Annotated in this window: 20 protein-coding genes; 18 read left to right on the forward strand and 2 right to left on the reverse strand. The window is 65.0% G+C overall.

Annotated elements, in window-relative coordinates:
• Window positions 1-78: 78 nt before the first annotated feature.
• Window positions 79-858, reverse strand: coding sequence for an alpha/beta fold hydrolase (locus ABIB54_RS02025; protein ID WP_354573845.1), 780 nt, complete (start codon window positions 856-858; stop codon window positions 79-81).
• Between the two features lie 168 nt (window positions 859-1,026).
• Between ABIB54_RS02025 and ABIB54_RS02030 the strand changes: the two genes are divergently transcribed.
• From ABIB54_RS02030 to rplL, 6 genes are all read left to right on the forward strand, one after another.
• A complete protein-coding gene (locus ABIB54_RS02030) occupies window positions 1,027-1,782 on the forward strand; it encodes a response regulator transcription factor (RefSeq protein WP_354573846.1) in 756 nt (251 codons plus the stop codon).
• The gene (locus ABIB54_RS02035) at window positions 1,779-3,314 is read left to right on the forward strand and encodes a sensor histidine kinase (RefSeq protein ID WP_354573847.1); all 1,536 of its coding nucleotides are present in this window, start codon (window positions 1,779-1,781) and stop codon (window positions 3,312-3,314) included. Before ABIB54_RS02030 ends, ABIB54_RS02035 begins: the two co-directional genes overlap by 4 nt.
• Window positions 3,315-3,368: 54 nt before the next feature.
• Window positions 3,369-4,214, forward strand: coding sequence for an NAD-dependent epimerase/dehydratase family protein (locus ABIB54_RS02040; RefSeq protein WP_354573848.1), 846 nt, complete (start codon window positions 3,369-3,371; stop codon window positions 4,212-4,214).
• Window positions 4,207-5,763 carry a hypothetical protein gene (locus tag ABIB54_RS02045; RefSeq protein ID WP_354573849.1) on the forward strand — a complete coding sequence of 519 codons (1,557 nt, stop codon included), beginning with the start codon at window positions 4,207-4,209 and terminating at the stop codon, window positions 5,761-5,763. The genes ABIB54_RS02040 and ABIB54_RS02045 overlap by 8 nt, the downstream gene beginning before the upstream one ends.
• Window positions 5,764-6,456: 693 nt before the next feature.
• On the forward strand, window positions 6,457-6,972 hold the full coding sequence (gene rplJ, locus ABIB54_RS02050; RefSeq protein WP_185202324.1) for a 50S ribosomal protein L10: 516 nt from the start codon (window positions 6,457-6,459) through the stop codon (window positions 6,970-6,972).
• 56 nt (window positions 6,973-7,028) lie between these two features.
• Entirely contained in the window at window positions 7,029-7,412 is a 384-nt protein-coding gene (gene rplL, locus ABIB54_RS02055; RefSeq protein WP_185202325.1) for a 50S ribosomal protein L7/L12, read from the forward strand.
• A 422-nt stretch (window positions 7,413-7,834) separates the two neighbouring features.
• Here rplL and ABIB54_RS02060 read toward each other — a convergent pair whose 3' ends face one another.
• Window positions 7,835-8,848, reverse strand: a complete 1,014-nt coding sequence (locus ABIB54_RS02060; RefSeq protein WP_354573850.1) for a LacI family DNA-binding transcriptional regulator — start codon at window positions 8,846-8,848, stop codon at window positions 7,835-7,837.
• A 306-nt stretch (window positions 8,849-9,154) separates the two neighbouring features.
• Between ABIB54_RS02060 and ABIB54_RS02065 the strand changes: the two genes are divergently transcribed.
• The 12 genes from ABIB54_RS02065 to ABIB54_RS02120 all read left to right on the forward strand — a co-directional run bounded on the left by ABIB54_RS02065 (window position 9,155) and on the right by ABIB54_RS02120 (window position 24,966).
• Entirely contained in the window at window positions 9,155-10,531 is a 1,377-nt protein-coding gene (locus tag ABIB54_RS02065; RefSeq protein ID WP_354573851.1) for an ABC transporter substrate-binding protein, read from the forward strand.
• 139 nt (window positions 10,532-10,670) lie between these two features.
• Window positions 10,671-11,804: a carbohydrate ABC transporter permease gene (locus ABIB54_RS02070; RefSeq protein ID WP_354573852.1), complete on the forward strand. Its 1,134-nt coding sequence runs from the start codon at window positions 10,671-10,673 to the stop codon at window positions 11,802-11,804.
• Complete coding sequence (locus ABIB54_RS02075) at window positions 11,801-12,778, forward strand: carbohydrate ABC transporter permease (protein WP_354573853.1); 978 nt, start codon at window positions 11,801-11,803, stop codon at window positions 12,776-12,778. Before ABIB54_RS02070 ends, ABIB54_RS02075 begins: the two co-directional genes overlap by 4 nt.
• A 355-nt stretch (window positions 12,779-13,133) precedes the next feature.
• Window positions 13,134-15,002: an ABC transporter ATP-binding protein gene (locus ABIB54_RS02080; RefSeq protein WP_354574240.1), complete on the forward strand. Its 1,869-nt coding sequence runs from the start codon at window positions 13,134-13,136 to the stop codon at window positions 15,000-15,002.
• Window positions 15,003-15,088: 86 nt separating this feature from the next.
• A complete protein-coding gene (locus tag ABIB54_RS02085) occupies window positions 15,089-16,453 on the forward strand; it encodes a cystathionine beta-synthase (protein ID WP_354573854.1) in 1,365 nt (454 codons plus the stop codon).
• A gap of 19 nt (window positions 16,454-16,472) precedes the next feature.
• On the forward strand, window positions 16,473-17,627 hold the full coding sequence (locus ABIB54_RS02090; protein WP_354574241.1) for a cystathionine gamma-synthase: 1,155 nt from the start codon (window positions 16,473-16,475) through the stop codon (window positions 17,625-17,627).
• A 110-nt stretch (window positions 17,628-17,737) separates the two neighbouring features.
• Window positions 17,738-18,160: a cyclase family protein gene (locus tag ABIB54_RS02095; protein WP_354573855.1), complete on the forward strand. Its 423-nt coding sequence runs from the start codon at window positions 17,738-17,740 to the stop codon at window positions 18,158-18,160.
• 96 nt (window positions 18,161-18,256) lie between these two features.
• On the forward strand, window positions 18,257-19,270 hold the full coding sequence (locus ABIB54_RS02100; RefSeq protein WP_354573856.1) for a LacI family DNA-binding transcriptional regulator: 1,014 nt from the start codon (window positions 18,257-18,259) through the stop codon (window positions 19,268-19,270).
• 205 nt (window positions 19,271-19,475) lie between these two features.
• Complete coding sequence (locus ABIB54_RS02105) at window positions 19,476-20,660, forward strand: ROK family transcriptional regulator (RefSeq protein WP_354573857.1); 1,185 nt, start codon at window positions 19,476-19,478, stop codon at window positions 20,658-20,660.
• A gap of 200 nt (window positions 20,661-20,860) precedes the next feature.
• Entirely contained in the window at window positions 20,861-22,408 is a 1,548-nt protein-coding gene (gene mmsA / locus ABIB54_RS02110) for a multiple monosaccharide ABC transporter ATP-binding protein (protein ID WP_354573858.1), read from the forward strand.
• The gene (gene mmsB, locus ABIB54_RS02115; protein WP_354573859.1) at window positions 22,408-23,775 is read left to right on the forward strand and encodes a multiple monosaccharide ABC transporter permease; all 1,368 of its coding nucleotides are present in this window, start codon (window positions 22,408-22,410) and stop codon (window positions 23,773-23,775) included. The genes mmsA and mmsB overlap by 1 nt, the downstream gene beginning before the upstream one ends.
• Before the next feature lie 84 nt (window positions 23,776-23,859).
• On the forward strand, window positions 23,860-24,966 hold the full coding sequence (locus ABIB54_RS02120) for a substrate-binding domain-containing protein (protein ID WP_354573860.1): 1,107 nt from the start codon (window positions 23,860-23,862) through the stop codon (window positions 24,964-24,966).
• The last annotated feature ends 306 nt before the right edge of the window (window positions 24,967-25,272 follow it).

Here is a 25,272-nt window from a genome sequence, read left to right on the forward strand (position 1 = left end):
GATGGGTGATTTGCCGCCGAAGCCGCCGGGAGTGGTCTGCGGGCGCAATTCCTGCCGGGTCGGCAGGATCCGGGTCGGCTATGCCGCGTCGAGGAATCGCAAGATCTCCCGAGCAAGGCGCGGGTTGCGAGAGGTGCTGAGGTGACCGGCGCCCGGGTACAGGGCGAGGCGTGCGTTCGGTATTCGCCGGGACGCGTGCTCGAAGAGTTCCGCGGAGTAGAAACGATCGCGTTGGCCGCCGGCGATGAGCGTGCGCGCCGCGATGGTCTCGAGGCGGGCATCCAGGTCGAAGCCGTCCTCGGCATCCAAGGTGATTAGCAGGTCGAGATCACCCCGACCGACGACGGAACGCGGGGCGAGAAGCCCTGCTACCGAGCGCAACGCATTGCCCAGCTGAGAGGCCCCCGTGTTGCCGAGGAACATCGCCGCTGCGCGCCGGTCGTGGCCGGCCCGCAGGAGCTCGGCGACGGATCGCTGCGTCGCCCGTCCCCGGTCGCTCAAGCGGTGGGCGGATGACACCAGCACGAGTCGTCGCAGAAGCTCGGGATGATCGGCAGCCAACTGCAGCGCGATAGTGCCCCCGGTGGAGATGCCCATGATGTCGACGGGTTCGTCGAACTGGGAGCCGATGGTGTGGGCGTACTCCCTCGCGATGTCTGCAATCGAGGTTCCGGCCTCGAGGTTGTACCGCCTATCGATGCTGACGACGGTGCGGTCGCCGATGAAGTCCGCGATCTCCTCGTGCTTCATCCAGGTGCGGAGAGCCGCCGGAGTGCCCGCACGACCGGAAAGCCCGGGCACCACCACCAGCGGCGCCCCTGCGCCCTTCCGCAACTGCGGCAGCTCACCTGAAACCATTTCCCTAGGAAATCACGGAAATATTGCCGCGAGATGATCTTTGTGTACGGATCTGGTTAGAGCATTCCGAGTCGGGTCTCCGAACCGGCCGGCACGGCACGGCCACGGCACAGGCAAGGTTTGGGTGAAACATAGGCAGTTCATAGGAATGTCGCGATAGTAGGGAGGGTGACCTCCAACAACCACAGTTCCGCAGCCCCCACAACCGGTCCGAAACTCCGCCGCGCGGACGGTTCGCCCGTGCGCGTGGTTGTCGTCGACGACGAAGCGACCCTCAGCGACTTGCTCAGCATGGCGCTGCGCTACGAGGGATGGGACGTGAAGACTGCTGCCGAGGGCAGAACCGCCATCCAGCTGATCCGCGAATTCCAGCCCGACGTCGTCGTGCTGGATGTGATGCTCCCCGACATCGACGGCCTGGCCGTGCTCAAGCGACTGCGCGACGACGGCCAGGACACGCCCATCCTCTTCCTCACCGCGAAGGATGCTCTCGACGACCGCATCGCCGGCCTCACCGCCGGTGGTGACGACTATGTGACCAAGCCCTTCAGCCTCGAGGAGCTCGTCGCCCGGCTGCGCGGGCTCATCCGCCGCTCCTCCGTTGTGGTGGCTGACTCCTCGGATCCCCTGCTGCGTGTCGGCGACCTCGTGCTCGACGAGGAGAGCTACGAGGTGCGCCGACAGGGACGCCTCATCGAGCTGACCGCGACCGAATTCGAGCTGCTGCGCTTCCTCATGCGCAACCCGCGCCGCGTGATGAGCAAGGCGCAGATCCTCGACCGGGTCTGGAGTTACGACTTCGGCGGCCGATCGTCGATCGTCGAGATCTACATCTCCTACCTGCGAAAGAAGATCGACGCGGGGGAGGCCCCGATGATCCATACCGTTCGAGGGGTCGGCTACATGATCAAGGCCGCCGGATGACGATTCCGTCGATTCGGCTGGCCAGACCCCGGTGGTCGTTGCGCCGGCGTCTCGTCCTCGCCGTCGTCGGACTCCTGGCCATCGTCGCGATCGTGATCGGCTCGATCAGTGTGCTCGCCCTGCAGGGCTTCCTCATGAACCGTCTGGATGACCAGCTCAGTGCGGCCAACGGCCGATCCCAGACAGGCTTCGGTCCACCCGGCAGTCAGCCGGGGGATGCGTCCTCCGACCCATTCACCAACGAGCAGTTGAAGCGGACTTTCGATCGCCAGGCGCCGGAGACCGTCATCGGCATCGTCGCGGGCTCCACCGTCGGCGGGGTGCGGAAGGACCAGAGCGGCACGCCGGTGAACCTCAGCGCGGCCCAGAGCAAGCCCCTCGCGAGCGTCCCTTCGACCGGATTCGCGACAACGGTGAATCTGGGAAACGGTCTCGGTTCGTATCGGGCGATCGCCGTGGATTATGCAAACGGGGTGCGCGTCGTCACGGCGCTTCCCCTGGGCGAACTTCAGACGACCCTGCTGCAGCTCGGCCTCATCATCGCCATCGTCACCGCGGCGGGGCTCGCGCTCGCCGCCTTCCTCGCGCTCTGGATCGTGCGGGTCGCGCTCAGGCCGCTCGAACGCGTCGTCTCCACGGCCACCCGCGTCGCCGAGCTTCCCCTCGACCGCGGAGAGGTCGCTCTCGGAGTGCGGGTGCCCGACGAAGACTCGGATCCGCGAACCGAAGTCGGGCAGGTCGGCGCCGCGATCAACCGCATGCTCGGGCACGTCGCATCCGCCCTCACCTCCCGCCAGGCCAGCGAGAACAAGGTGCGCCAATTCGTTGCGGATGCCAGCCACGAGCTGCGCACTCCGCTCGCGGCGATCCGCGGCTACGCCGAACTCACGCGAAGGGGCGACTACGACCTTCCCGACGACGTCGTGCATTCGCTCGGGCGGGTCGAGTCCGAGGCGACTCGAATGACCTCTTTGGTCGAAGACCTGCTCTTGCTCGCGCGCCTCGACGAGGGCCGTGACCTCAAGAGCGATCCGCTCGACCTCTCCCGGCTGCTGATCGATGCCGTGAGCGACGCCCATGCCGCGGGCCCGGAACACGGATGGTCGCTCGAGCTGCCGGAGGAGCCCGTGATGATCGACGGCGACGTCGCCCGCCTTCACCAGGTGTTTGTCAACATCCTCGCGAATGCCCGGGTTCACACCCCTGCGGGCACCGATGTGGTCACCGCGGTCGCGATCGATGGCACCACCGCGGTGGTGACGGTGACCGATGACGGCCCGGGCATCCCACCGGACCTGCTGCCTGTGCTCTTCGAGCGCTTCGCGCGCGCTGACAGCTCCCGGTCCCGTGCCGCGGGCAGCACGGGGCTCGGTCTGGCGATAGTCGCCGCCGTCGTCGAGGGACACGGGGGCGCCGTTGAGGTGCAGAGCGAGCCGGGTAGCACCAGCTTCCGGGTCATCCTCCCCATCACGGCGCCGGTCGACTCGCATCCGCACGGTGTTCCGGCTGGTGCGGAGCGTGCCACTGCCTGAGCAGGGGGCAGAGGGATGTCAGACTGGAGGCACCCCCAGTTGTTAGGAACTTTCGTGCGAATTGCAGTCACAGGTGCCAGTGGGAAGCTCGGACGCGCCGTCGTCGAGCGTCTCCGTGCCTCCGGAAATGCCGTCCATGCCCTCGATGTGGTCGGAGAACGCGGCCCCGGATTCACCAGGGTCGACTTCACCGACTACGGCCAGACCGTGGATGCGCTGTTCGGCATCAACGACCGTCACGATGGCCTCGATGCGGTCGTGCATCTCGCCGCGGCGCCGGCCGGCGGGATCCTGCCCGACTCGCAGACCTTCCACAACAACATGTCGGCGACGTTCAACGTGTTCCAGGGCGCACGGCGAGCCGGAATCAAGACGATCGTCTACGCCTCGAGCGAGACGGTGCTCGGCATCCCCTTCGAGACACCGCCGCCGTACATCCCCCTCGACGAGGAGTACGACACCCGACCCGAGAGCATCTACTCGGTCACCAAGCACCTGGAGGAGCAGCTGGCCCAGAAACTGGTGCGCTGGGATCCCGAACTGAGCATCGCCGCGCTGCGGTTCTCCAACGTGATGGACGTCGCCGATTACGTGCCGTTCCCGTCCTTCGATGCGGATGCCGGCATCCGCAAGTGGAATCTCTGGGGCTACATCGATGCGCGGGATGGCGCCCAAGCCGTCGAGCGTGCTCTCGCGCTCGCCCGGCCGGGCTTCGAGGCCTACATCATCGCCGCGGCTGACACCGTGATGTCCCGCTCGAGCGCGAGCCTCGCCGCCGAGGTCTTCCCCTCCACCACGATCACCCGCGAACTCGGCGAACACGAAACGCTGCTGTCCATCGAGAAAGCCCGCAGGGTGCTCGGCTTCGAGCCGGAGCATTCCTGGCGGGACCATGCGTAGTGCGACCCTCGCGCTGAGAAAGGCCGTCGCCGTCGCCGTTCTGGCGGCGGCGGCGGTCTTCGCCTCGGCCGGCCCCGCGAGCGCCCTCGACGAGCCGCGGGTGCCCGAGAACGTCAGCCAGTATTTCGCGGTCAGCCTCGTGCCCCGGCTCGTCGACCTGTTCGGCGCGAAGGCCGGTGCCGAGGTAGTGCTCGACGGAACGGCGAAGGTGGGAGCCATCCACCGCGTGCTGTCTTGGACCACCGCCTACCTCTCCGGCGCGAAGACCGAAGATCCGACGCAGATCACCAACACCTGGGTCGCCCCGATCTCGGCGACGGATGGCACGATAGCCGGCGTCGCGACAGTCTGGATCAATCCCGCGAGCGACCAGCCCGAACTCGCCGACTTCTCCTCCGGGCCCGCTCTGGCGACTGCCCTCGCGACGGCCCCGACCGGCACCCTGCTCATACGGGACGACTCGCACGCCGCCTGGTTCGCCACCGACGGCACAACACTCACACCCCTCGTGAGCGGCTCGTCCGGCGTCGCCGCGCCGACGACCCCGGATGCCTACCAGCAGAAGTTCACCCTCGCCGCGCCTGCGCCCGTCGTGGCATCCCCCAACAGCGGCTTACTGATCGCGGTTCTCGTCCTCGGCATCGTCGTGGTCTTGCTCGCCGTGTTCGTGCTGCTTCCGGACCGTCGCCGTCGTGCGGCGGCCACGCTTCCACCGCGTGGCGAGTCGCGGGGTGCGATCCCGCCCGGTGTCGTGAGTGACGTGGCGGCGGCATCCGCCCGGGTCGTGCCCACGCGGGACGGTGCGAGCGAGACCTCGGTTGCGGGCGAGGAGCCTGCGGCGGAGCCTGCAGTGGTGAAATCCGTGCCGGCGAAGCCTTCGGTTGGGAAGTCTGCGGTTGGGAAGCCTGCCGTTGCGAAGCCTGCTTCGGTGAAGGCTGCTGCGGTGAAGGCTGTGGTGGTGGAGCCTTCGGTGGAGAAGCCTGCCGCCATGAAGCCTGCGGTGGTGAAGCCTGCGGTTGTGAAGCCCGCGGTTGTGAAGCCCGCCGCGGTGAAGCCTGCGGTTGTGAAGCCTGCCGCGGTGAAGCCTGCGGTTGTGAAGCCTGCCGCGGTGAAGCCTGCGGTTGTGAAGCCTGCCGCGGTGAAGCCTGCGGTTGTGAAGCCTGTGGTCGTGAAGCCCACAACCGAGGCGCCAGGTGGCGCGAAGCCTGCGCGGGTGAGGCCGGCGATCAGCGGGACCCGCGCCGCGAAGGCTTCCCCCGACAAGCCCGCTGCTCCTCGGCGTGCGGCCGCGAGTCCCCAAGTCGAGACGCCTTCGGCCGAACAAACTGCCGACGCGGAGCGCGTGACTCCGGGGTCCACTACCGCTGAACCTGCATCCGCGAAGCGCAGCACCCGGAAGCCCAATGCCGCTAAACCTGCATCCGCGAAGCCAGCGGCAACAAAGTCGACGTCCGAGACAACTGAGACGGTGAGGTCTCGCGCCGCGAGCCCTGCAGCATCGAGGCCCGCCACCACGAAGCGTCCGCCGTCTCCTCGGGAGACTTCGTAGTCGAACTGCGCCCCATGCTCTCACCTTCACGGGGAGGCCCCCACGTCGTAGAGACCCTTCGCGCCGGGTCGCGAACCCGAGCGGCCTTCTGGCCGAAATGCTCTTCGAGACGTCTCCATCCGTCAGAAATCGCTCGCTCGGGGCGCTGGGCCAGCCGAAAGTGACGGGTGGGTGCGCGTGCTGCTAGGCCCGCCGAATGTGACGGGAGGGCCCGACGGGGTACCATGCCGGCGATGGTGCCCGGCGAGGCCGAGCGGCGCCTGGCCGAGACGCTCTTCGAGACGTGTCCGTCCGTCAGAAATCGCTCTCTCGGGGTGCTGGGCCAGCCGAAAGTGACGGGTGGGCCCGCGGGGCGAGGGGCCAGCCGAAAAGGGGCGAGGGGCCAGCCGAAAATGACGGGTAGGCGCGCCCAGCACGCCCGCGAGCACAGCACGATTTGCACGGCCCCGGCGCATCCCGTACCCTGAGGGAAGCCAAAGACCGCCGGTTATCGGTGTGCCGTTATTCAGAAATGATGAGCAGCCCCGATCGAAGGTTCGAAACATCCTGAATGGATGCGACGAAAACCTGCGCAGGTGTATTGAGAAGTCCCTTTCGGGTTTGCTCCGTGCGCTTGCGCCGGAGTCCTTTTTGTTTAACCCGCCGCGGTCCAGGTCGAAGACATAATGCACCACCAATCCACCTAGGAGCCACATGGCGAACAAGGAAGCTTCGGTTGCCGAGCTCACGGACAAGTTCCGCGACTCGACCGCCGTACTGCTCACCGAGTACCGCGGGCTCACTGTTGCTCAGCTGAAGACGCTGCGCACCACCCTCAGTGAGCACGCCACGTACGCCGTGGTGAAGAACACGCTGACCAAGATTGCGGCCAACAATGCGGGGATCTCGTCGTTCGACGAGGACCTCGTGGGTCCGTCCGCAATCGCATTCGTACACGGCGACCCGGTCACCGTTGCGAAGGGTCTTCGCGACTTCGCCAAGGCAAACCCCCTGCTCGTGATCAAGGGCGGTTACTTCGACGGTAACCCTCTCACGCCGGCAGAGGTCATCAAGCTCGCCGATCTCGAGACCCGAGAGGTGCTGCTGGGCAAACTCGCCGGCGCCTTCAAGGCTTCGCTGTTCGGCGCTGCCTACATGTTCAACGCACCGCTCGCCAAGGCCGTTCGCACGGTCGACGCGCTGCGCGAGAAGCAGGATTCCGCCTCCTAATTCCCTCACCGGGTTAGACAGCGCGGCTTAAACACGAAACAACAAGGAGAAAAATCATGGCAAAGCTTTCAGGCGACGACCTCATCGAAGCATTCAAGGAGCTCACGCTCATTGAGCTCAGCGAGTTCGTCAAGAAGTTCGAAGAGGTCTTCGAGGTCACCGCTGCCGCCCCCGTCGCGGCCGCTGCTGCCGGTGGCGCTGCTGCCGTCGTCGAAGAGGTCGAGGAGAAGGATTCCTTCGACGTCGTCCTCGAGTCGATCGGTGACAAGAAGATCCAGGTCATCAAGGAGGTCCGTGCCCTCACGAGCCTCGGCCTCGGCGAGGCCAAGGCCGTCGTTGACAACGCCCCCGGCGTCGTGCTCGAGGGTGTCAACAAGGAGACCGCCGAGAAGGCAAAGGCTCAGCTCGAAGAGGCCGGCGCAACCGTCACCCTCAAGTAGTCATTCCCGGATGACGCCCCGCGGGGCGCCCTCCGGTGCAGCATAGCGACGGCCCCCGTGCCTGCCCTCGAGGCGGACACGGGGGCCGTTCTTCGTGCCGCGGTAACCAAGATCCGCATAAGTGAGCGTACTTGCGGTTTCTCACCGTGTCCACCATAATGAGGACTCGTGAAGGCCGTATCCCGGGGCTTTCGCATCGCACAGAACTCAATTTGTACCCCACGAAAGCGTTGTTCTGGACAGCCTTACCCTCTGGCCAGCCCACCGATGATTTCGACGCAACAGCCTCGCGGAGAATATTCCGCACCGGGTTCTGCACGATAGGGGACGATCACCGTGCACACCGACAGCCTGCGATGGGTGCCCTCGATGAGAGGGTGCCCATCAGCGGTGTCGTGTTGGTGGATGCGACCGCTTCGGGCCTAGTGGGGCGGCGCCGTCGTGCTCCGGCGCACAACGAAGTCGATGGCTACCCCGATCCGCTCGTCGACCGCGAGTCCGGCATCCGGTCCCAGTCGTTCGAGGATCAGCTGCACGGCATGTTCCCCCTGTGCGCTCGGGTGTTGCTCGAGGGTCGTGAGTCCGAACAGCTCGGCGAGGTTGTGCCCGTCGATCCCCACGACCGACAACTGTGCAGGCACGGCGATCCCGAGCTCGCGCGCGGCGAGGATCACCCCGATCGCGATCTCATCGCAGCCGGCGACGATGGCCGTCGGTCGGGTGGCGGGGTTGGAGAGCACCGCCAGCGCCCCGGAATAGCCCCCGGGAATCGAGTAGGGCACAGCGCGGAAGTCGTCGGGGTGCGAGAGTCCCGCGGCCGCGAGAGCCCGGCGAACGCCGGCCAGTCGGCGGGAATGGACGGCGAAATCCATCTGGTGGTTCTGGTCCCCGCCGAGATGCATGATGCGAGTGTGACCGAGGCTCACCAGGTGCTCGGTGAGAAACTGGGTCGCGGCCTCATCGTCGATGCTCAAGGTCGAGATCGCCGGTATCTCGCCTCCGATCCCCACGATGGGTTTGCCGAGGCCCTTCAGCGATCGCACCTCGTGAGCGCTCAGCGAGATGCCGATCGCGATCACCGCATCCACTCGTTTGCGCGCGAGGAAGTAGTCGAACACCCGCTGCCGCCGCACGGGGTCGTCGTGCAGCTGGTAGAGCGTGAGGTCGTAGCCCGCCGAGATCAGCGCGCTCTCGATGCCCTCGAGCACCTCCGCGAAGAACCAGCGATTGACGAAGGGGATGACGACTCCGACTGTGCGGGTGAGTCCGGTCGCGAGGCCGGAGGCGATGGATGACGGCACGAAGCCGATCTCGGCCGCGGCATGTTCCACACGCGTGCGGGTCTCCTCCGAGACATAGCCGTTGCCGCTGAGCGCGCGCGAAGCCGTGGACTTCGACACGCCAGCGAGGCGAGCGACATCAGCGATTGCGCTCAAGAGGACCTCGAATTCGACAGCATTGACGAGCGATGGCTCATCCTATGCACATGGGAGGCATTGTGGGAAACGCACCACATTTCCATGGGTGCGCTCCCACGCCCGATCCCCGTAATGACGGGCATCGACAGGAGCGTGACTAAAACGTTAGGTACTAGCACGGAACAAGCGCTTGCATAACGCTCCCATCGCCCGTACCTTGTCCAATGGAACCGGTTCCCCATGGCGAGCGTCCCCGCGTCGATCTCGAAGCGGACTGGATCCACCCGTATGGCCCAATCCCTACCCTCAACGAGGAGGAGTCACATGAGTCCCACCCTGCTCCGCAGCGCAGCACACAGCAAGAAACTTCATCGCCGCATCACCGCACCGATCGTGTTCTTCACGATCGCAGGCCTCGCTCTCGCGGGCTGCTCATCATCCGGCGGGGGCACCAGCACCGCCGGCAAAGGCCCCGGCGACGCCGGCAAGGCCGACGGAGTCGTGACCATCTACGGCACGATCGTCGACACCGAGGCAGAGCTCCTGCAGAAGTCCTGGGCGGACTGGGAGAAGAAGAACAAGATCACCATCAAGTACGAGGGCTCCAAGGAGTTCGAAACGCAGATCAGCGTTCGTGCACAGGGTGGCAACGCTCCCGACATCGCGATCTTCCCGCAGCCCGGCCTCCTCAAGGACCTCGCTTCGCGTAACTACATCCAGCCGGAGCCCGCTGCGGCAGCAGCCAACGTGAAGAAGAACTGGTCGAAGGACTGGGCTAACTACGCGTCGTCCGACGGCACGCTCTACGCCTCGCCACTCATGGCGAGCGTCAAGGGCTTCATCTGGTACTCCCCGGCGAAGTTCAAGGAGTGGGGCGTCGAGGTTCCCAAGACGTGGGATGAGCTCCTCACCCTCACCAAGACCATCCAGGAGAAGACCGGCACCGCACCCTGGTGCGCGGGCTTCGGATCGGATGCGGCAACGGGATGGCCCGGAACCGACTGGGTGGAAGACCTCGTTCTTCGCCAGGCCGGCGCGGCCACCTACGACAAGTGGGTCAATCACACGATCCCGTTCACCGATCCCGCCATCAAGAAGGCCTTCGACTCGGTCGGGGAGATCCTCCTCAACCCGAAGTACGTGAACGCGGGTCTTGGCGACGTCAAGTCGATCAACTCCACGCCGTTCGGTGATGTTGCTCGGGTCGTCGGTAACGGCCAGTGCGCCATGACGCACCAGGCATCCTTCTTCGACGGGTTCATCCAGGACCCCAAGAACGGCAATGCGACTGTCGGACCTGACAAGCAGGTTTGGGCCTTCATCACCCCGCCGATCGATGCCAGTGCCGGCCCCGCCGTCACCGGTGGTGGAGAAATGGTTGCCGCGTTCTCCAACGACGCGGACACCCAGAAGGTGCAGGCCTACCTGTCGAGCGCTGACTGGGCGAACAGCCGTGTCAAGCTCGGCGGTGTGATCAGCGCCAACAAGGGCCTCGACCCGGCCAACGCGTCGAGCCCGATCTTGCAGGAAGCCATCAAGACGCTCCAGGACCCGAAGACCACCTTCCGCTTCGACGCATCTGACCTGATGCCCGGTGTGGTCGGTGCAGGATCGTTCTGGACCGGAATGGTCGACTGGATCAACGGCAAGTCGACGGACGAGGTCTTGAAGACCATCGACGCGTCATGGCCGTCCAAGTAGCAGTTCTCGTCATCTAGGTAGTACCCAGCGCGAAAGGCCGGCAGAGAAAAACTCTTTGTCGGCCTTTCCGCGCCCCTTAGCTCCGGTGTCTAATACATATGCACGCTCATGAGTCCACCGCCGTACTCGAAAGGGCACAATGTCAGATTTCTTCAACTGGATCTCCACGCTTCCCGCGTTAGCCCAGATCCCCCTCGTCGTCGGCGCGTTCGTCGCCGTCGTCGCTGTCATCCTGTTCTTCGTCGAGATCGCCCCGCGATCAGGACGTCGCTACACGATCATCCGTCTCGCGGTCTGCGTTCTCGCTCCGCTGGCGATCTTCATATTCCTTGGATCGGTCCCCTGGGCCGCAGCGGTTGCCGCGGTTCTCGGCGGGGTGTTCTTCATCCTCGATTACCGGGCGAAGCAGGGAGTCGGCTACCTCTTCCAGCTGGTCGGATTCCTCGCTCCGGCGCTGATCCTGCTGCTGATCGGCCTCGTCTACCCGACGATCCTCACCGCGATCGCCGCATTCCAGAACAACCGCGGTAACCGGTTCATCGGCTTCGAGAACTTCGTCTGGATCTTCACCCAGCCCACCGGCATCCGGGTCGTGCTGAATACGATCATCTGGGTGCTCATCGTTCCGGCGTTCTCGACCGCGATCGGTCTCGCCTACGCCGTGTTCATCGACAAGTCGCGCGGTGAGAAGTTCTTCAAGATCCTGGTCTTCATGCCGATGGCGATCTCATTCGTCGGTGCGTCGATTATCTGGAAGTTCGTCTACACGGCGCGGCCGGCCGGGCAGAACCAGATCGGTCTGCTCAATCAGATCGTGGTGCTCTTCGGTGGGCAACCGACCGACTTCGTGTCCATCTCGCCGTGGAACACCTTCTTTCTCATCGTCGTACTGGTGTGGATCCAGACCGGATTCGCGATGGTCGTGCTCTCAGCGGCCATCAAGGGCGTGCCGACGGAGCAGTTGGAAGCCGCGGAGCTCGACGGCACCAATGCCTGGGAGCGGTTCATCAACGTGACCGTGCCCGGCATCCGCTCATCTCTCATCGTCGTGCTCACCACGATCTCGATCGCTTCCCTGAAGGTGTTCGACATCGTGCGGACCATGACAGCCGGAGCCAACAGCACGAGCGTCATCGCCAACGAGATGTACACGCAGTGGAAGGGATTCGAGAACGGACGCTCGGCGGCCTTCGCTCTGGTGCTTTTCGTGCTGGTCTTACCGATCGTCGTCTACAACGCACGGCAGATTCAGAAGCAGAGGGAGATCCGATGAGCGCCGTCTCACCCATCGATGTGCCGATCGACGCCGCGACCCAGCGACAGCTCGGTGCCGGCGAACGCACTGCCGAGCGGAGCGTCACCAAGCGCACCAAAAAGCGCCTGACGAGTCGGGGGGCGACCATCGCGTCCCTGATCATCGCGGTTCTGTGGACGGTCCCCACCTTCGGACTCTTCATCTCCTCGATCCGTCCGGCCGCCCTGATCAACACCACGGGCTGGTGGACGATCTTCCAGAATCCCGGGTTCACCTTCGACAACTATTCGCAGGTTCTGAAGGCCGGTAACAGTCAGCTGAACCTCGGGCAGGCGTTCATCAACTCGATCGCCATCACGCTGCCGGCGACGCTCATCCCGCTCACGCTGGCGAGCCTCGCGGCCTACGGCTTCGCGTGGATGAACTTCCGGGGCAAGAACTGGATGTTCATCGGCGTGTTCGCCCTGCAGATCGTCCCGCTGCAGATGGCCCTCGTTCCCCTGCTGAGCCTCTTTTCCCGCGGGCTCAACATCGGCGGTGTTCAGCTCTTCGCGGGGCTGAATGCGAGCGGCTCGTACACCCAGGTCTGGATTGCCCACACGATCTTCGGGCTCCCGCTCGTGATCTTCCTGCTCCACAACTTCATCGCGGAGCTTCCGTCAGAACTGATCGAGGCGGCGCGAGTGGATGGCGCGGGGCATGGGCAGATCTTCTTCCGCATCGTGCTTCCGCTCACCATGCCGGCCATCGCATCGATCGCGATCTTCCAGTTCCTCTGGGTCTGGAACGACCTGCTGGTCGCCCTGGTGTTCGCCGACGGTGAGGTCGCCCCGATGACCAAGCTGCTCGCCGAGATCACCGGTGGGCGTGGTCAGGACTGGCAGCTGCTCACCTCAGGTGCGTTCATCTCCATCCTCGTCCCGCTCATCGTGTTCTTCGCACTGCAGCGGTTCTTCGTGCGTGGCCTGCTCGCGGGCAGCACCAAGGGCTGAGGCCCCGTCCGCCGTGCTGATCGAGTAGCGAGCGCCAGCGAGCGTGTCGAGATCGGTGTGACGGTTTCGACACATCGCTGGCGCTCCTGCTCATCCGGCACAGGCGTGCTGATCGAGTAGCGAGCGCCAGCGAGCGTGTCGAGATCCGTGTGACGGTTTCGACACATCGCTGGCGCTCCTGCTCATCCGGCACAGGTGTGCTGATCGAGTAGCGAGCGCCAGCGAGCGTGTCGAGATCCGTGTGACGGTTTCCACACATTGCTGGCGCTCCTGCTCGACCGGCAGGTCCATTGCGCTGGGGGCGAATCCGCACGGGAGTGTCACCGTCGGTGCGTAAGGTGAACGAGTGAGCGGAATGCACGGCGGAAGCACCCCGGTGGGGCGGATGGGCAAGCAGCGAACCCGCATCAGCGGCTCGGATCCGGATGCCCAGAAGGCCGAGAATGCGGATGCCCCGCGCATCCCCGACCTGCTCGCCCGCATTGCGCAGCTGTTCCAGCCGCACCGTCGAGCGCTCGCGGTCACGGCCGTGCTGGTCATCGTCAGTGCGGGGCTCTCGGTGCTGCCCCCTCTGCTCACCCGCCAGGCCTTCGATGTCGGCCTCTTCCCGGCATCCGGTCGCCCGAATGTGCCGGTTCTGCTCGAGATCGTCGGGCTGATGATCGTGATCTACGTGTCCTCCGCTGGGCTCGGTGTCTGGCAGACCTTCCTCACGGCCACCGTCGGCAATCGCGTGATGGGCGCGCTGCGAGTGCGGCTGTTCGGGCACCTCCAGAAGATGGAGCTCGCCTTCTTCACGCGAACGAAGACCGGAATCATCCAGTCCCGCCTGCAGAACGACGTCGGCGGAGTTTCGAGCGTGCTCACGAACACCGTGGCGAGCGTTCTCGGCAACACGGTGACGGTGGCGGCGGCCTTCGTGAGCATGCTGGTGCTGTCCTGGCAGCTCACCATCGTGGCGGTCATCCTCATGCCTATCCTGGTGATCGCCCAGCGGCGGGTGGGGCGGGTGCGCGCGAAGATCGCCACCAAGACCCAGGAGTCGCTCAGCGACATGACCGCGATCACGCAGGAGACCCTGTCGGTGTCGGGCATCCTGCTGGCGAAGAGTTTCAACCAGCAGGGCGCGGAGGTCGCCCGGTACAGCGACGAGAACGACAACCAGATCCGGCTGCAGGTGCGAGAGCAGATGAGCGGCCAGTGGTTCTTCGCGATGGTGCAGATCTTCCTCGCCATCATCCCGGCCGTCATCTACATCTGTGCCGCTTGGCTGCTGTTCCAGAATGTGGCGGTTACCGCGGGCACGATCGTGGCGTTCACCACGGTGCAGGCCCGGCTGATGTGGCCGCTGCTGGGACTGATGCGCGTGGCGCTCGACCTGCAGACCTCCCAGGCACTCTTCGCGCGCATCTTCGAATACCTCGACCTGCACCCGGCGATCGCGGATGCTCCGAACGCCCACCCGGTCGACCCGTCCCGTCTCGGTCGCGTCGAATTCGACGAGGTGGTGTTCGCCTACCCCGACTCCGGAGACGGCACGCCTCCCACTCTCAAGGGTGTCTCCTTCTCGATCGAGCCTGGCCAGTTCGCCGCCTTCGTCGGGCCGTCGGGGGCGGGTAAGACCACGGTCTCTTACCTGATTCCCCGCTTCCACGACGTCACCGGCGGCCGCATTCTCTTTGCGGGTGACGATGTGAGACAGCTCGAGCAGGACTCGCTCGTCTCCAACATCGGCATCGTCAGCCAGGAGACCTACCTGTTCCACGCGACGATCGCGGAGAACCTTCGCTACGCGAAGCCGGGAGCGACGGATGCCGAGCTCCAGCAGGCGGCGCGGGCCGCGAACATCCACGAGACCATCGCATCGTTCCCACTGGGTTACGACACGGTCGTCGGCGAGCGTGGCTATCGGCTGAGCGGCGGCGAGAAGCAGCGCATCGCCATCGCGCGGGTGCTGCTCAAGGACCCGCGCGTGCTCATCCTCGACGAAGCCACGAGTGCGCTGGACTCCCTCTCCGAGCGGATCGTGCAGGACGCGCTCGACACCGCCTCCGCTGGCCGCACCACGATCGCGATCGCGCACCGGCTCTCGACGATCGTCGGAGCCGACGTGATCTTCGTGGTCGATGCCGGCAGGATCGTGGAGCGCGGCACCCATGCCGAGCTCACCGCCCAGGGTGGCGTCTACGCGCGCCTGTATGCGCAGCAGGTGTCGCAGATCTGAGGACTGGGTTGCCCGGACCAGGCGGTGCCTCGGGCGGGGAGTCTAGCGGAAACCCCCGGCTGGCCCGCTGGTAGATTGGCGGCACTATGAAGTTCGCCAACACCGTGATCGACCTCGTCGGCAATACCCCACTCGTGAAGCTCAACCGGGTGACGGAGGGCATCGCCGCCACCGTGCTCGTCAAGGTGGAGTATCTCAACCCCGGCGGGTCGTCTAAGGACCGCATCGCCACCCGGATCATCGACGCGGCAGAGCGTGAGGGGCTGCTGAAGCCGGGCGGCACGATCGTCGAACCGACCTCGGGCAACACCGGCATCGGCCTCGCTCTCGTGGCGCAGCAGCGGGGGTATCGCTGCGTCTTCGTGCTGCCCGACAAGGTGGGCGAGGAGAAGCGCAACGTGCTGTTGGCGTATGGCGCCGAGATCGTCGTCACCCCGACCGCTGTGGCGCCAGACAGCCCGGAGTCGTACTACTCGGTCTCGGATCGACTGGCGCGCGAGATCCCCGGGGCCTTCAAGCCCAACCAGTACTCGAACCCCAACGGTCCGCTGAGCCACTACGAGACCACCGGCCCGGAGGTCTGGCGCGATACCGAGGGCGAGATCACCCACTTCGTCGCCGGGGTGGGCACCGGCGGCACGATCAGCGGTGTCGGCAAGTACCTCAAAGAGGTCTCGAACGGCGCGGTCACGATCATCGGAGCCGACCCGGAGGGTTCGGTCTACTCCGGTGGCACCGGTCGCCCGTACCTCGTCGAGGGCGTCGGTGAGGACTTCTGGCCCGAGGCCTACGACGGTTCGGTCGTAGACGAGATCATCGCCTCCTCCGATGCCGAGTCCTTCGACATGACGCGACGTCTCGCCCGCGAGGAGGGACTGCTCGTGGGAGGGTCGAGCGGCATGGCCGTGGCATCCGCCCTCAAGGCCGCTCGCACGCTCCCGGCCGATGCGGTGATGGTGATCCTGCTTCCGGACGGCGGCCGCGGCTATCTCAACAAGGTCTTCAGCGAGAAATGGATGCAGTCCTACGGCTTCACGCAGGTCTCCGATGAGAAGACGGTCGGCGATGTCGTCGGCCACAAGAGCGGCTCTCTTCCGGCCCTCGTGCACGTGCACCCCTCGGATACGGTGCGCGACGCCATCCAGATCATGACGAAATACGGCGTCTCACAGTTGCCCGTACTCTCGGCGGAGCCGCCTGTCGTCATCGGCGAGGTCGTCGGGGCGATCGAAGAGAAGAGCCTGCTCGAGCAGGTGTTCAGCGGGGACGCGAGCATGACCGACCCGGTGGGGAAATTTATCGGAGCCCCCCTGGGTTTGATCGGTGTGCACGAATCGGTGACCTCCGCACGCGCCGCCTTCGGCAAAGCGGATGCACTGCTCGTGACCGAGGACGGCAAGCCCGTCGCTGTCGTCACGCGGCACGACCTGCTCACCTTCCTGTCCGACTGACCCCGCCACAGAAAAGACCATCGTGACCGACTTCTCCACTCGTGCCATCCATTCGGGCCAGTCCTTCGATCCCGCCACCGGTTCGGTCATCCCGCCGATCTACCTGACCTCCACCTTCGTGCAGAAGAGCATTGGCGAACTGCGCGGCGGCTACGAGTACGCCAGAAGCGCCAACCCCACACGGGATTCCCTTCAGCACCTCGTCGCCGACCTCGAGGGGGCGAAGCACGGCTTCAGTTTCTCCTCCGGCCTCGCCGGAGAGGACACCCTTCTGCGGTCGATTCTCGTGCCGGGCGATCACGTGATCATGGGCAACGACGTCTATGGCGGAACCCACCGGCTGGTCAATCGGGTCTTCGTGCCCTGGGGCATCGAACTCGACACTGTGGAGATGACGGATCTCGACGCCGTTCGTGCGTCGATCCGCCCGAATACCCGGGTGCTCTGGGTAGAGACCCCGAGCAACCCGATGATGAAGATCAGCGACATCGCGGCTCTCGTGGAGATCGGACACGCCGCGGGGGTCATCGTCGTCGTGGACAATACCTTCGCGTCGCCCTACCTGCAGAACCCGCTCGCCTTCGGGGCCGATGTCGTCACCCACTCGACCACGAAATATCTCGGCGGCCACTCGGATGTGCTCGGCGGCGCCGTTGTGCTCAACGACGATGAGCTCGCCGAGAAGCTCGGCTTCCTGCAGTTCGCCATCGGTCCGGTCTCCGGACCGATGGATGCGTGGCTCACCGTTCGCGGCATCAAGACGCTCGCCGTGCGCATGGACCGTCACTCCGCCAACGCGCAGGCGATCGCCGAAGCGCTCGTCGGGCATCCGGCGGTCGAGCGCGTGTACTACCCGGGCCTCTCCGGCCATCCCGGCCACGAGCTCGCCGCCCGTCAGATGCGCGGATTCGGCGGGATGCTCTCGGTGCAGCTTGCCGGTGGGCCCGCGGTCGCGCGTCGCTTCGCCGAGTCGACCGAGCTGTTCCAGCTGGCCGAATCACTCGGGGGAGTCGAGTCGCTGATCGGGTACCCGACAGAGATGACCCACGCCTCGGTGCGGGGAACGGCGCTCGCCGTGCCGGAGAACCTGGTGCGGCTCTCGGTGGGAATCGAAGGTGTCGATGATCTCCTCGGCGACGTGCGGGGCGCTCTCGATCGCGCCACCACCAGCTGAGACGCAGGAATAGCCGGGCTGCAGCGCTCGCCGAGAGGGTGCGGTCGGCGCCTTCACTGGACTCTCTCGCTCTAGACGTTACCGTTCCCGCGGCGCTCGCCTCCGTGGGTGTGGACCTCGGCTCTATCGTCGGCCCGTTCCGCCGATTCGAGGGCGGAACGGATCGTGCCGGACTCGGTCTCGAGACTGTCTTCGGCCGTCGCGGCGAGATATTCCCTTTGAGGGATACATCCATGGGCGGTGTCCCGGGGGAGAGTTTCGGCGATCGAGATCTCGGTGCAAAGACCGTGCATCTCCACACCCGCTGGAGTCGCCCGTTCGGCACTGGAATCGACACTCTCACCATCGACGATGACGGGTCGGGAGGGGAATGGTCCGCGCATTCGCTGTTGCTCCTGGCGAGAATCCGCGTGGTCGAACACCTGGCCGAGCTCGACCCGTTGCCGGAGTCGGGCGGCCGTGATGCGGCGGTGGCTCCGAAGCTCGAGGGATTCGATTCCCTACCCGCGGGGGCGTCCGCGCGAGTCCCCTGAGTCGCGCCAGGCAGCGCCACGTGGGTCATAATGGTCTGCCGAGCGGCATTTCGTCGCCGCGCTCTCCGATCTCGACGAAGCCGGATACCCCTGTCCATGGAACCAGTGAAGGTTCGCGCCCCCAGCATCCGCGATGTCGCGCGGATCGCCGGGGTGTCCTACCAGACGGTTTCGCGGGCGCTCAACAACTCCGAGAACATCCGCAGCTCCACGAAGGATCGCGTGCTCGAGGTGATCGAGCAACTCGGCTACCGTCCGAACCAGGCCGCGCGCGCCCTGGTCACGAGTCGGTCGCGCACCATCGGGGTGCTCACCTCCCAGGTCGCCAATTACGGTCCGGCCACGAGCCTCGCCGCGATCGAGGATGCCGCACGGGATGCGGGCTATCTCGTGACGACTACCAGCCTTGCGGCGACCGATTCGGAAGCCATCCACGATCGACTCGAGTACCTGTTGAGTCAGGCCATCGAGGGACTGGTCGTCATCTCGCCCCAGATGCGCGTCTTCAATGCGATTCGGGATCTGGACATCCGACTACCGCTTGTCACGCTCGACTCGACGGGCCGCGACGGCCAGCACAGCCTCTCCGTGGACCAGACCTCCGGGGCGCGGCTGGCCACCCGACACCTCATCGAGCTGGGTCACCGCAAGATCCTGCACCTCGGTGGCCCCCAGGACTGGATCGAGGCCGAGGCGCGCATGACGGGTTTCCTCGACGAGCTGATCGAAGCGGATCTCGACGTGCGGGCCCCGATCCTCGGTGACTGGACCGCCGATTTCGGCTACACCGTCGGACGGGAGCTCTCGCGATATCGGGACTTCTCCGCGGTGTTCGCCGCGAACGACCCGATGGCCCTCGGCCTGATCCACGCCTTCCGCGACGCGGGTCTCGACGTGCCGGGCGACATCAGCGTCGTCGGTTTCGATGACGTTCCGGATGCCGCCCACTACTGGCCGCCGCTGACCACCGTGCGGCAGGATTTCGCCGAGATCGGTCGGCGTTCGGTCGCCATGCTTCTCGCGGAGCTGAACGGCCAGTCGGGCCTCGGGCACGAGCCGATCCTTCCCGAATTGATCGTGCGCGGTTCGACGGCCCCGCCCCGCGGGTAGTCGAGGTGACCCGGGCCATCGAGTTGCACTCTTTTGCGGCCTAGCGCGACTCGCGACCCGCACAAGAGCGCGACTCGACGCCGCCGTGCCAGAGGCACGGAGCGCCAGACGCCGAAGCGCAACGCGATGTGACTGCTCTCATTTCTTGATAACGGTTGCGTTAACTTCTTGACGACAAGACTCGGGATGATGCACTCTCGTAGTCATGCCTGCAACGATGCAACCCCTGCCGCGGGGTGCCCGGAATCCCGGATCGCAATCGGCGCTGCGCGAACTCAACCAGAAGCGCGTGATCGACACCCTCCTCGCCAGCGGCCCGCTCACCCAGGCGGAGTTGGCCAGGCAGACGGGACTCTCCACGGCGACGGTCTCGAATATCGTGAAGACCATGGCGGCAATCGGATCGATCGAGACCGAGCCGACGACCAGTTCTGGGCGTCGAGCGCTGCTCGTGCGCCTGTCCAACAACGGTGCTGTCGCCGTGGGAATCGACTTCGGGCGCCGGCATCTGCGCATCGTTCTCGCGAGTCTCGGGTTCACGGTCGTGGCGGAACAGTTCCTGGAGCTTCCGCTCGGCCATCGAGCCGAAGAGAGCATCGATTGTGCGTCGCAACTGCTCGCCCGGATGCTCGAGGAACGCGACATCGCGCCCTCGGCCGTGCTCGGTGTCGGCGTGGGCATCCCCGGCCCGATCGACCAGCGCACCGGCACCGTTGTGCAGGGCGCGATCCTGCCGGAATGGGTGGGCATCCACCTGCAGGACCTCGAGAAACGCCTGCATTTTCCGGTGGTCTTCGACAATGACGCCAATCTCGGCGCCCTCGCCGAAGTGACCTGGGGGCCGCACAACACGGTGGACAACCTGGTCTTCGTCAAGATCGGCAGCGGCATCGGCGCCGGCCTCATCCTGGGTGGCCACCCGTTCTCCGGCAGCCTCGGCATCACCGGGGAGATCGGGCACGAGACCATCACGGACAACGGGGTCGTCTGCCATTGTGGCAACCGGGGATGCCTCGAGACCGTGGCGTCCACCTCGGTGATGATGGCGCTCCTCGGCACCCGGGCGCCGGTGACGACGGCCGACATCGTGCGGAACGCCCTCTCGGGGGATGCCGCCACGCTGAGGGTGCTCGACGACGCGGGTGCCGCGATCGGCCGGGGCCTCGCGAGCATTGCGAACCTGATCAATCCGGAGGTGATCGTGATCGGCGGTCCGCTCGCCGGGCTCGGGTCGATCCTCCTCGCACCGATCGAGCGTGGGCTGCTGCGTCACGCTGTGCCGAGCGTCGGTGAGGCGACCGCTCTCGTGATGTCGTCACTCGGCGATCGGGCGGAGGCCCTCGGTGCCGCATCGCTGGTTCTGCAGTCCCCGGGACTGCGGCGGGACTGATTGTTTCAGAGTCGTTACGTGTTCGTTGCGTTCACAACTTGACGACAAGCCCGCAAACAAGGTTTAGTCTGTTAGCGGGCAATTTCTTCCCCCTAACGAGACAAGGTAGTCCGGCGTGAAACCACAGGCGGCATTCGCAGTTGTGAACGTACACAACCCGCGCTTCCCAGCGATTTCGGTGGCCATAGCGGAGGTGTCCGATGGCGAATGAGCCGATCATCCTCGAGATGCGTTCGATCACGAAGGAGTTCCCGGGCGTCAAGGCGCTGGACAAGGTCTCCCTCGTAGTCAAAGCGGGCGAGATCCACTCCATCTGTGGTGAGAACGGCGCCGGAAAGTCCACCCTCATGAAGGTGCTCTCCGGGGTTTACCCCTACGGCACCTACCAGGGCGACATCGTCTTCCAGGGTCACGAGTCGCGCTTCAAGGACATCGGCTCGAGCGAGGCCGCCGGCATCGTGATCATCCATCAGGAGCTCGCGCTGATCCCGGAGCTCTCGATCACCGAGAACATCTTCCTCGGCAACGAACCGCGCCGTTTCGGAGTCATCGACTGGGTCCAGGCGAAGAAGCGTGCGGTAGACCTCCTCGCCCGCGTCGGACTCGAGGACGACCCCGACACGCAGATCAAGAACCTCGGAGTCGGCAAGCAGCAGCTCGTGGAGATCGCGAAGGCGCTCGACAAGTCCGTCAAGCTGCTCATCCTCGACGAACCGACCGCGGCGCTCAACGAGGCCGACTCCCAGCACCTCCTCGACCTTATCCTCGGGCTGAAGGGCCGAGGGATCTCGTCGATCATGATCTCGCACAAGCTCAACGAGATCGAGCAGATCTCGGACTCGATCACGATCATCCGTGACGGCAAGACCATCGAGACCCTCGACGTCAAAGCCGATGGCGTAGACGAAGATCGCATCATCCGCGGGATGGTCGGTCGCACTCTGGAGAACCGTTTCCCGGATCGCAATGCCGACATCGGCGAGGTGTTCTTCGAGGTGAAGAACTGGACGGTGCAGCATCCCCTCACGGCCGAGCGGATGGTCGTCAAGAACTCGAGCTTCGTCGTTCGACGCGGCGAGGTGGTCGGCTTTGCCGGACTCATGGGAGCCGGTCGCACCGAACTGGCGATGAGCCTGTTCGGCCGCTCGTACGGCACCTTCATCTCCGGCCAGGTCTTCAAGGACGGCAAAGAGATCCAGCTGCGGAACGTGAGCGAGGCCATCAAGAACGGGCTCGGCTACGTGAGCGAGGACCGCAAGGCTCTCGGGCTCAACCTGCTCGACGACATCCAGGATTCCATCGTGTCAGCCAAGCTCTCCAAGATCGCGAAGCTCTCCGTTGTCGACAAGGTTGAGGAACATCGTGTCGCCGAGGGCTACCGCAAGAGCCTGCGGATCAAGGCACCGCGCGTAGACGAGGGCGTCAACAAGCTGTCGGGCGGCAACCAGCAGAAGGTCGTCCTGGCCAAGTGGATGTTCACCGACCCCGATCTGCTGATTCTTGATGAGCCCACCCGTGGCATCGACGTCGGCGCGAAGACCGAGATCTACGGCATCATCCGTGACCTCGCCGCGTCCGGCAAGGGCATCATCCTCATCTCGTCTGAGCTGCCGGAACTGCTCGGCGTCTCTGATCGCATCTACACGATCTTCGAGGGCGCGATCACGAACAACCTCAGTGCCGACGAAGCAAATCCCGAAACTCTCCTGAGAAGCATGACTTCCGCGAAGAAGAAAGTTAACAGCTAATGAGCGCTACTCCCGAAGCTCCACAGAAGAGCGGCTTCCAGCTGCGCGACCTCGGCAAGATGTTCGGTGGCTCGCAGGGGACCGGTCGCCAAATCGGCATTCTCGCGGCGCTCGTCGTCATCATCGTCTTCTTCCAGATCGCCACGGGTGGCCTCACGCTCAACCCGACCAACCTGATCAACCTGGTGAACCAGAACGCCTACGTGCTGATTCTCGCCATCGGCATGGTGATGGTCATCATTGCCGGTCACATCGACCTGTCCGTCGGATCCGTTGCGGCCTTCGTCGGCATCGTCGTAGCGACCGCCATGGTCAGCTGGCACTTTCCACCGCTGCTCGCGTTCGTGCTCGGCCTCGCGATCGGCCTGGCAATCGGTGCCTGGCAGGGATGGTGGGTCGCCTACGTCGGCGTGCCCGCCTTCATCGTGACGCTGGCCGGCATGCTCATCTTCCGCGGGGCGAACCAGTTCTTCGGTAACTCCAACACCGTCACCGTGCCGGACTCCTTCACGGTGATCGGTGGCGGTTCGATTCCCGATTTCGGTCCGAACATCGGATACAGCAATGGCACCCTGATCCTCGGGCTTCTGGTGATCGTGGCCCTCGTCTGGCAGGAACTGCGCCAGCGACGCACCCAGTCGCTCATGGGTGCCGAGCCGGCCCCGGTTTGGGTCAGCATCGTGAAGATCGTGATCCTGGTGGTCGTCGCCGGAGGCGCCACCTACCTCTTCGCCACCGGCCGCGTCGGCACGAGCTACCCGATCTCGGGAATCATCCTCGGCATCCTCGTGCTGATCTACTCCTTCGTCACCCGAAACACCACTTTCGGTCGGCACATCTACGCGGTCGGTGGCAACTGGCACGCTGCAGAACTCTCCGGCGTGAAGATCAAGCGGATCAACTTCTGGGTCATTGCGAACATGTCGGTGCTCGCCTCGATCGCGGGGATGGTCGGTGTGGCACGAGCCGGAGCATCAGGTCCCGGTGACGGCACCGGCTGGGAGCTCGACGCGATCGCCGCAGTCTTCATCGGTGGTGCAGCGGTCGCCGGTGGTATCGGCACAGTAGTCGGGTCGATCGTCGGTGGCCTCGTGATCGCCGTGTTGAACAACGGCCTCCAGTTGCTCGGCGTCTCCAACGACCGGGTGCAGATCATCAAGGGTCTCGTGCTTCTGCTCGCCGTTGGCATCGATGTCTACAGCAAGCGGCAGGGCAGGCCATCCCTGATCGGCATGTTCGTTCGTGGCCCGAAGGCTTCCAGCGGAGACACTCCTGCCTCAACGCCGATCGATCGCCCGGATATCGCACCAGGAGGCGAAAGCGCCGAAGCCTCATCCCGCCCACAATCCACTACTCCGAACGCATAGCAGCGCCGGTGTAGTCACCGGGGAAGACCCGTCTTCCCCACAGCAATCCCCCTGCACAACCACACAACTAAGAAAGTGATCACAATGCGCAAAATCGCAATCACGACTGTGGCAATCGCCGGAGTCGCACTGATGGCCCTCTCGGGCTGCTCGAGCCGCGGCACGGACGCCGCGTCGTCGGGCTCCGCCGCGGGCTTCAAGGCCGGATCCGTCATCGGCGTCGCCCTCCCGGACAAGACCTCGGAGAACTGGGTCCTCGCCGGCAAGCTGTTCACCGACGACCTGACCAAGGCAGGCTTCAAGGCCGACGTGCAGTACGCCCCCTCGGCGAACACCGCCTCCGAGCAGGCAGCCCAGATCTCGACCATGAACACCAAGGGCGCCAAGGTCATCATCATCGGTGCATTCGATGGCAAGCAGCTCGGTTCACAGGTGAAGGCAGCTCACGACAACGGCGCCGTCGTCATCGCGTACGACCGTCTCATCCAGGACACCAAGGATGTCGACTACTACATCGCGTATGACAACGAGAAGGTCGGCGAGCTTCAGGGCCAGGCCCTCCTCGATGGCATGAAGGCACGCTTCCCCGACGCGAAGACGTACAACATCGAGCTGTTCTCCGGTGCATCCACCGACCCGAACGCGGCCGTGTTCTTCGGTGGCGCAATGAAGATCCTGCAGCCGAAGATCGACGATGGAACGCTCAAGGTCGTCTCCGGACAGACCGCGATCGCCCAGACGCAGACCACCGGATGGCTCGCAGCCAACGCGCAGACCCGCATGGACACCCTCCTCGCCGGTAACTACTCCGGCACGGTGCTGAACGGCGTTCTTTCGCCCAACGACACCCTGGGTCGCGCCATCATCACCTCGATCAAGGCCGCCGGCAAGGCGACCCCGATCATGCCGGTTGTCACGGGCCAGGACTCGGAAGCCGCTTCCATCCCGCTGATCATGTCTGGTGAGCAGTACTCCACCATCAACAAGGACACGTCGAAGCTCGTCGCCCAGGCTGTCGCCATGGTGAAGGACCTCGCCGCAGGCAAGAAGGCGTCCACCAACGCCGACGCAACGGACAACGGCTCGGTCAAGGTTCCGACCTACTACCTGCCGCCGGAGCTCGTCACGAAGGACAACGCTGCACAGTCCTACGCGAACAACCCGACCCTCCTGGCGCTCGTCAACAAGTAGTCCGCCCCGATAGTCACGAGTCCGGCCCCCGCGGTTTCGCGGGGGCCGGACTTTTTCGTGCGCGCGGCCGCCGATTCCGCCGCCACCCGCCGCCGTCTATGCGGCAGACACTGTTCGAAATGCAGGGCTCAGTGTGACGGATGCATGCTGCACGGTCTGACGCACCACTCCGGTCACGAGGACTCCTGCATTTCGAGCCGCGAATCAGCAGCAGCGTCCGCGGATGGCAGGTGGCGGGGATGCAGCAGGCATAACTCCTGCAGAATGCCAGGGGCGGGGGAGGCGCCCCCGTGTTCCCGGGGGGCC

The sequence above is a fragment of the Frigoribacterium sp. UYMn621 genome, assembly GCF_040549525.1.
GTDB lineage: Bacteria > Actinomycetota > Actinomycetes > Actinomycetales > Microbacteriaceae > Lacisediminihabitans.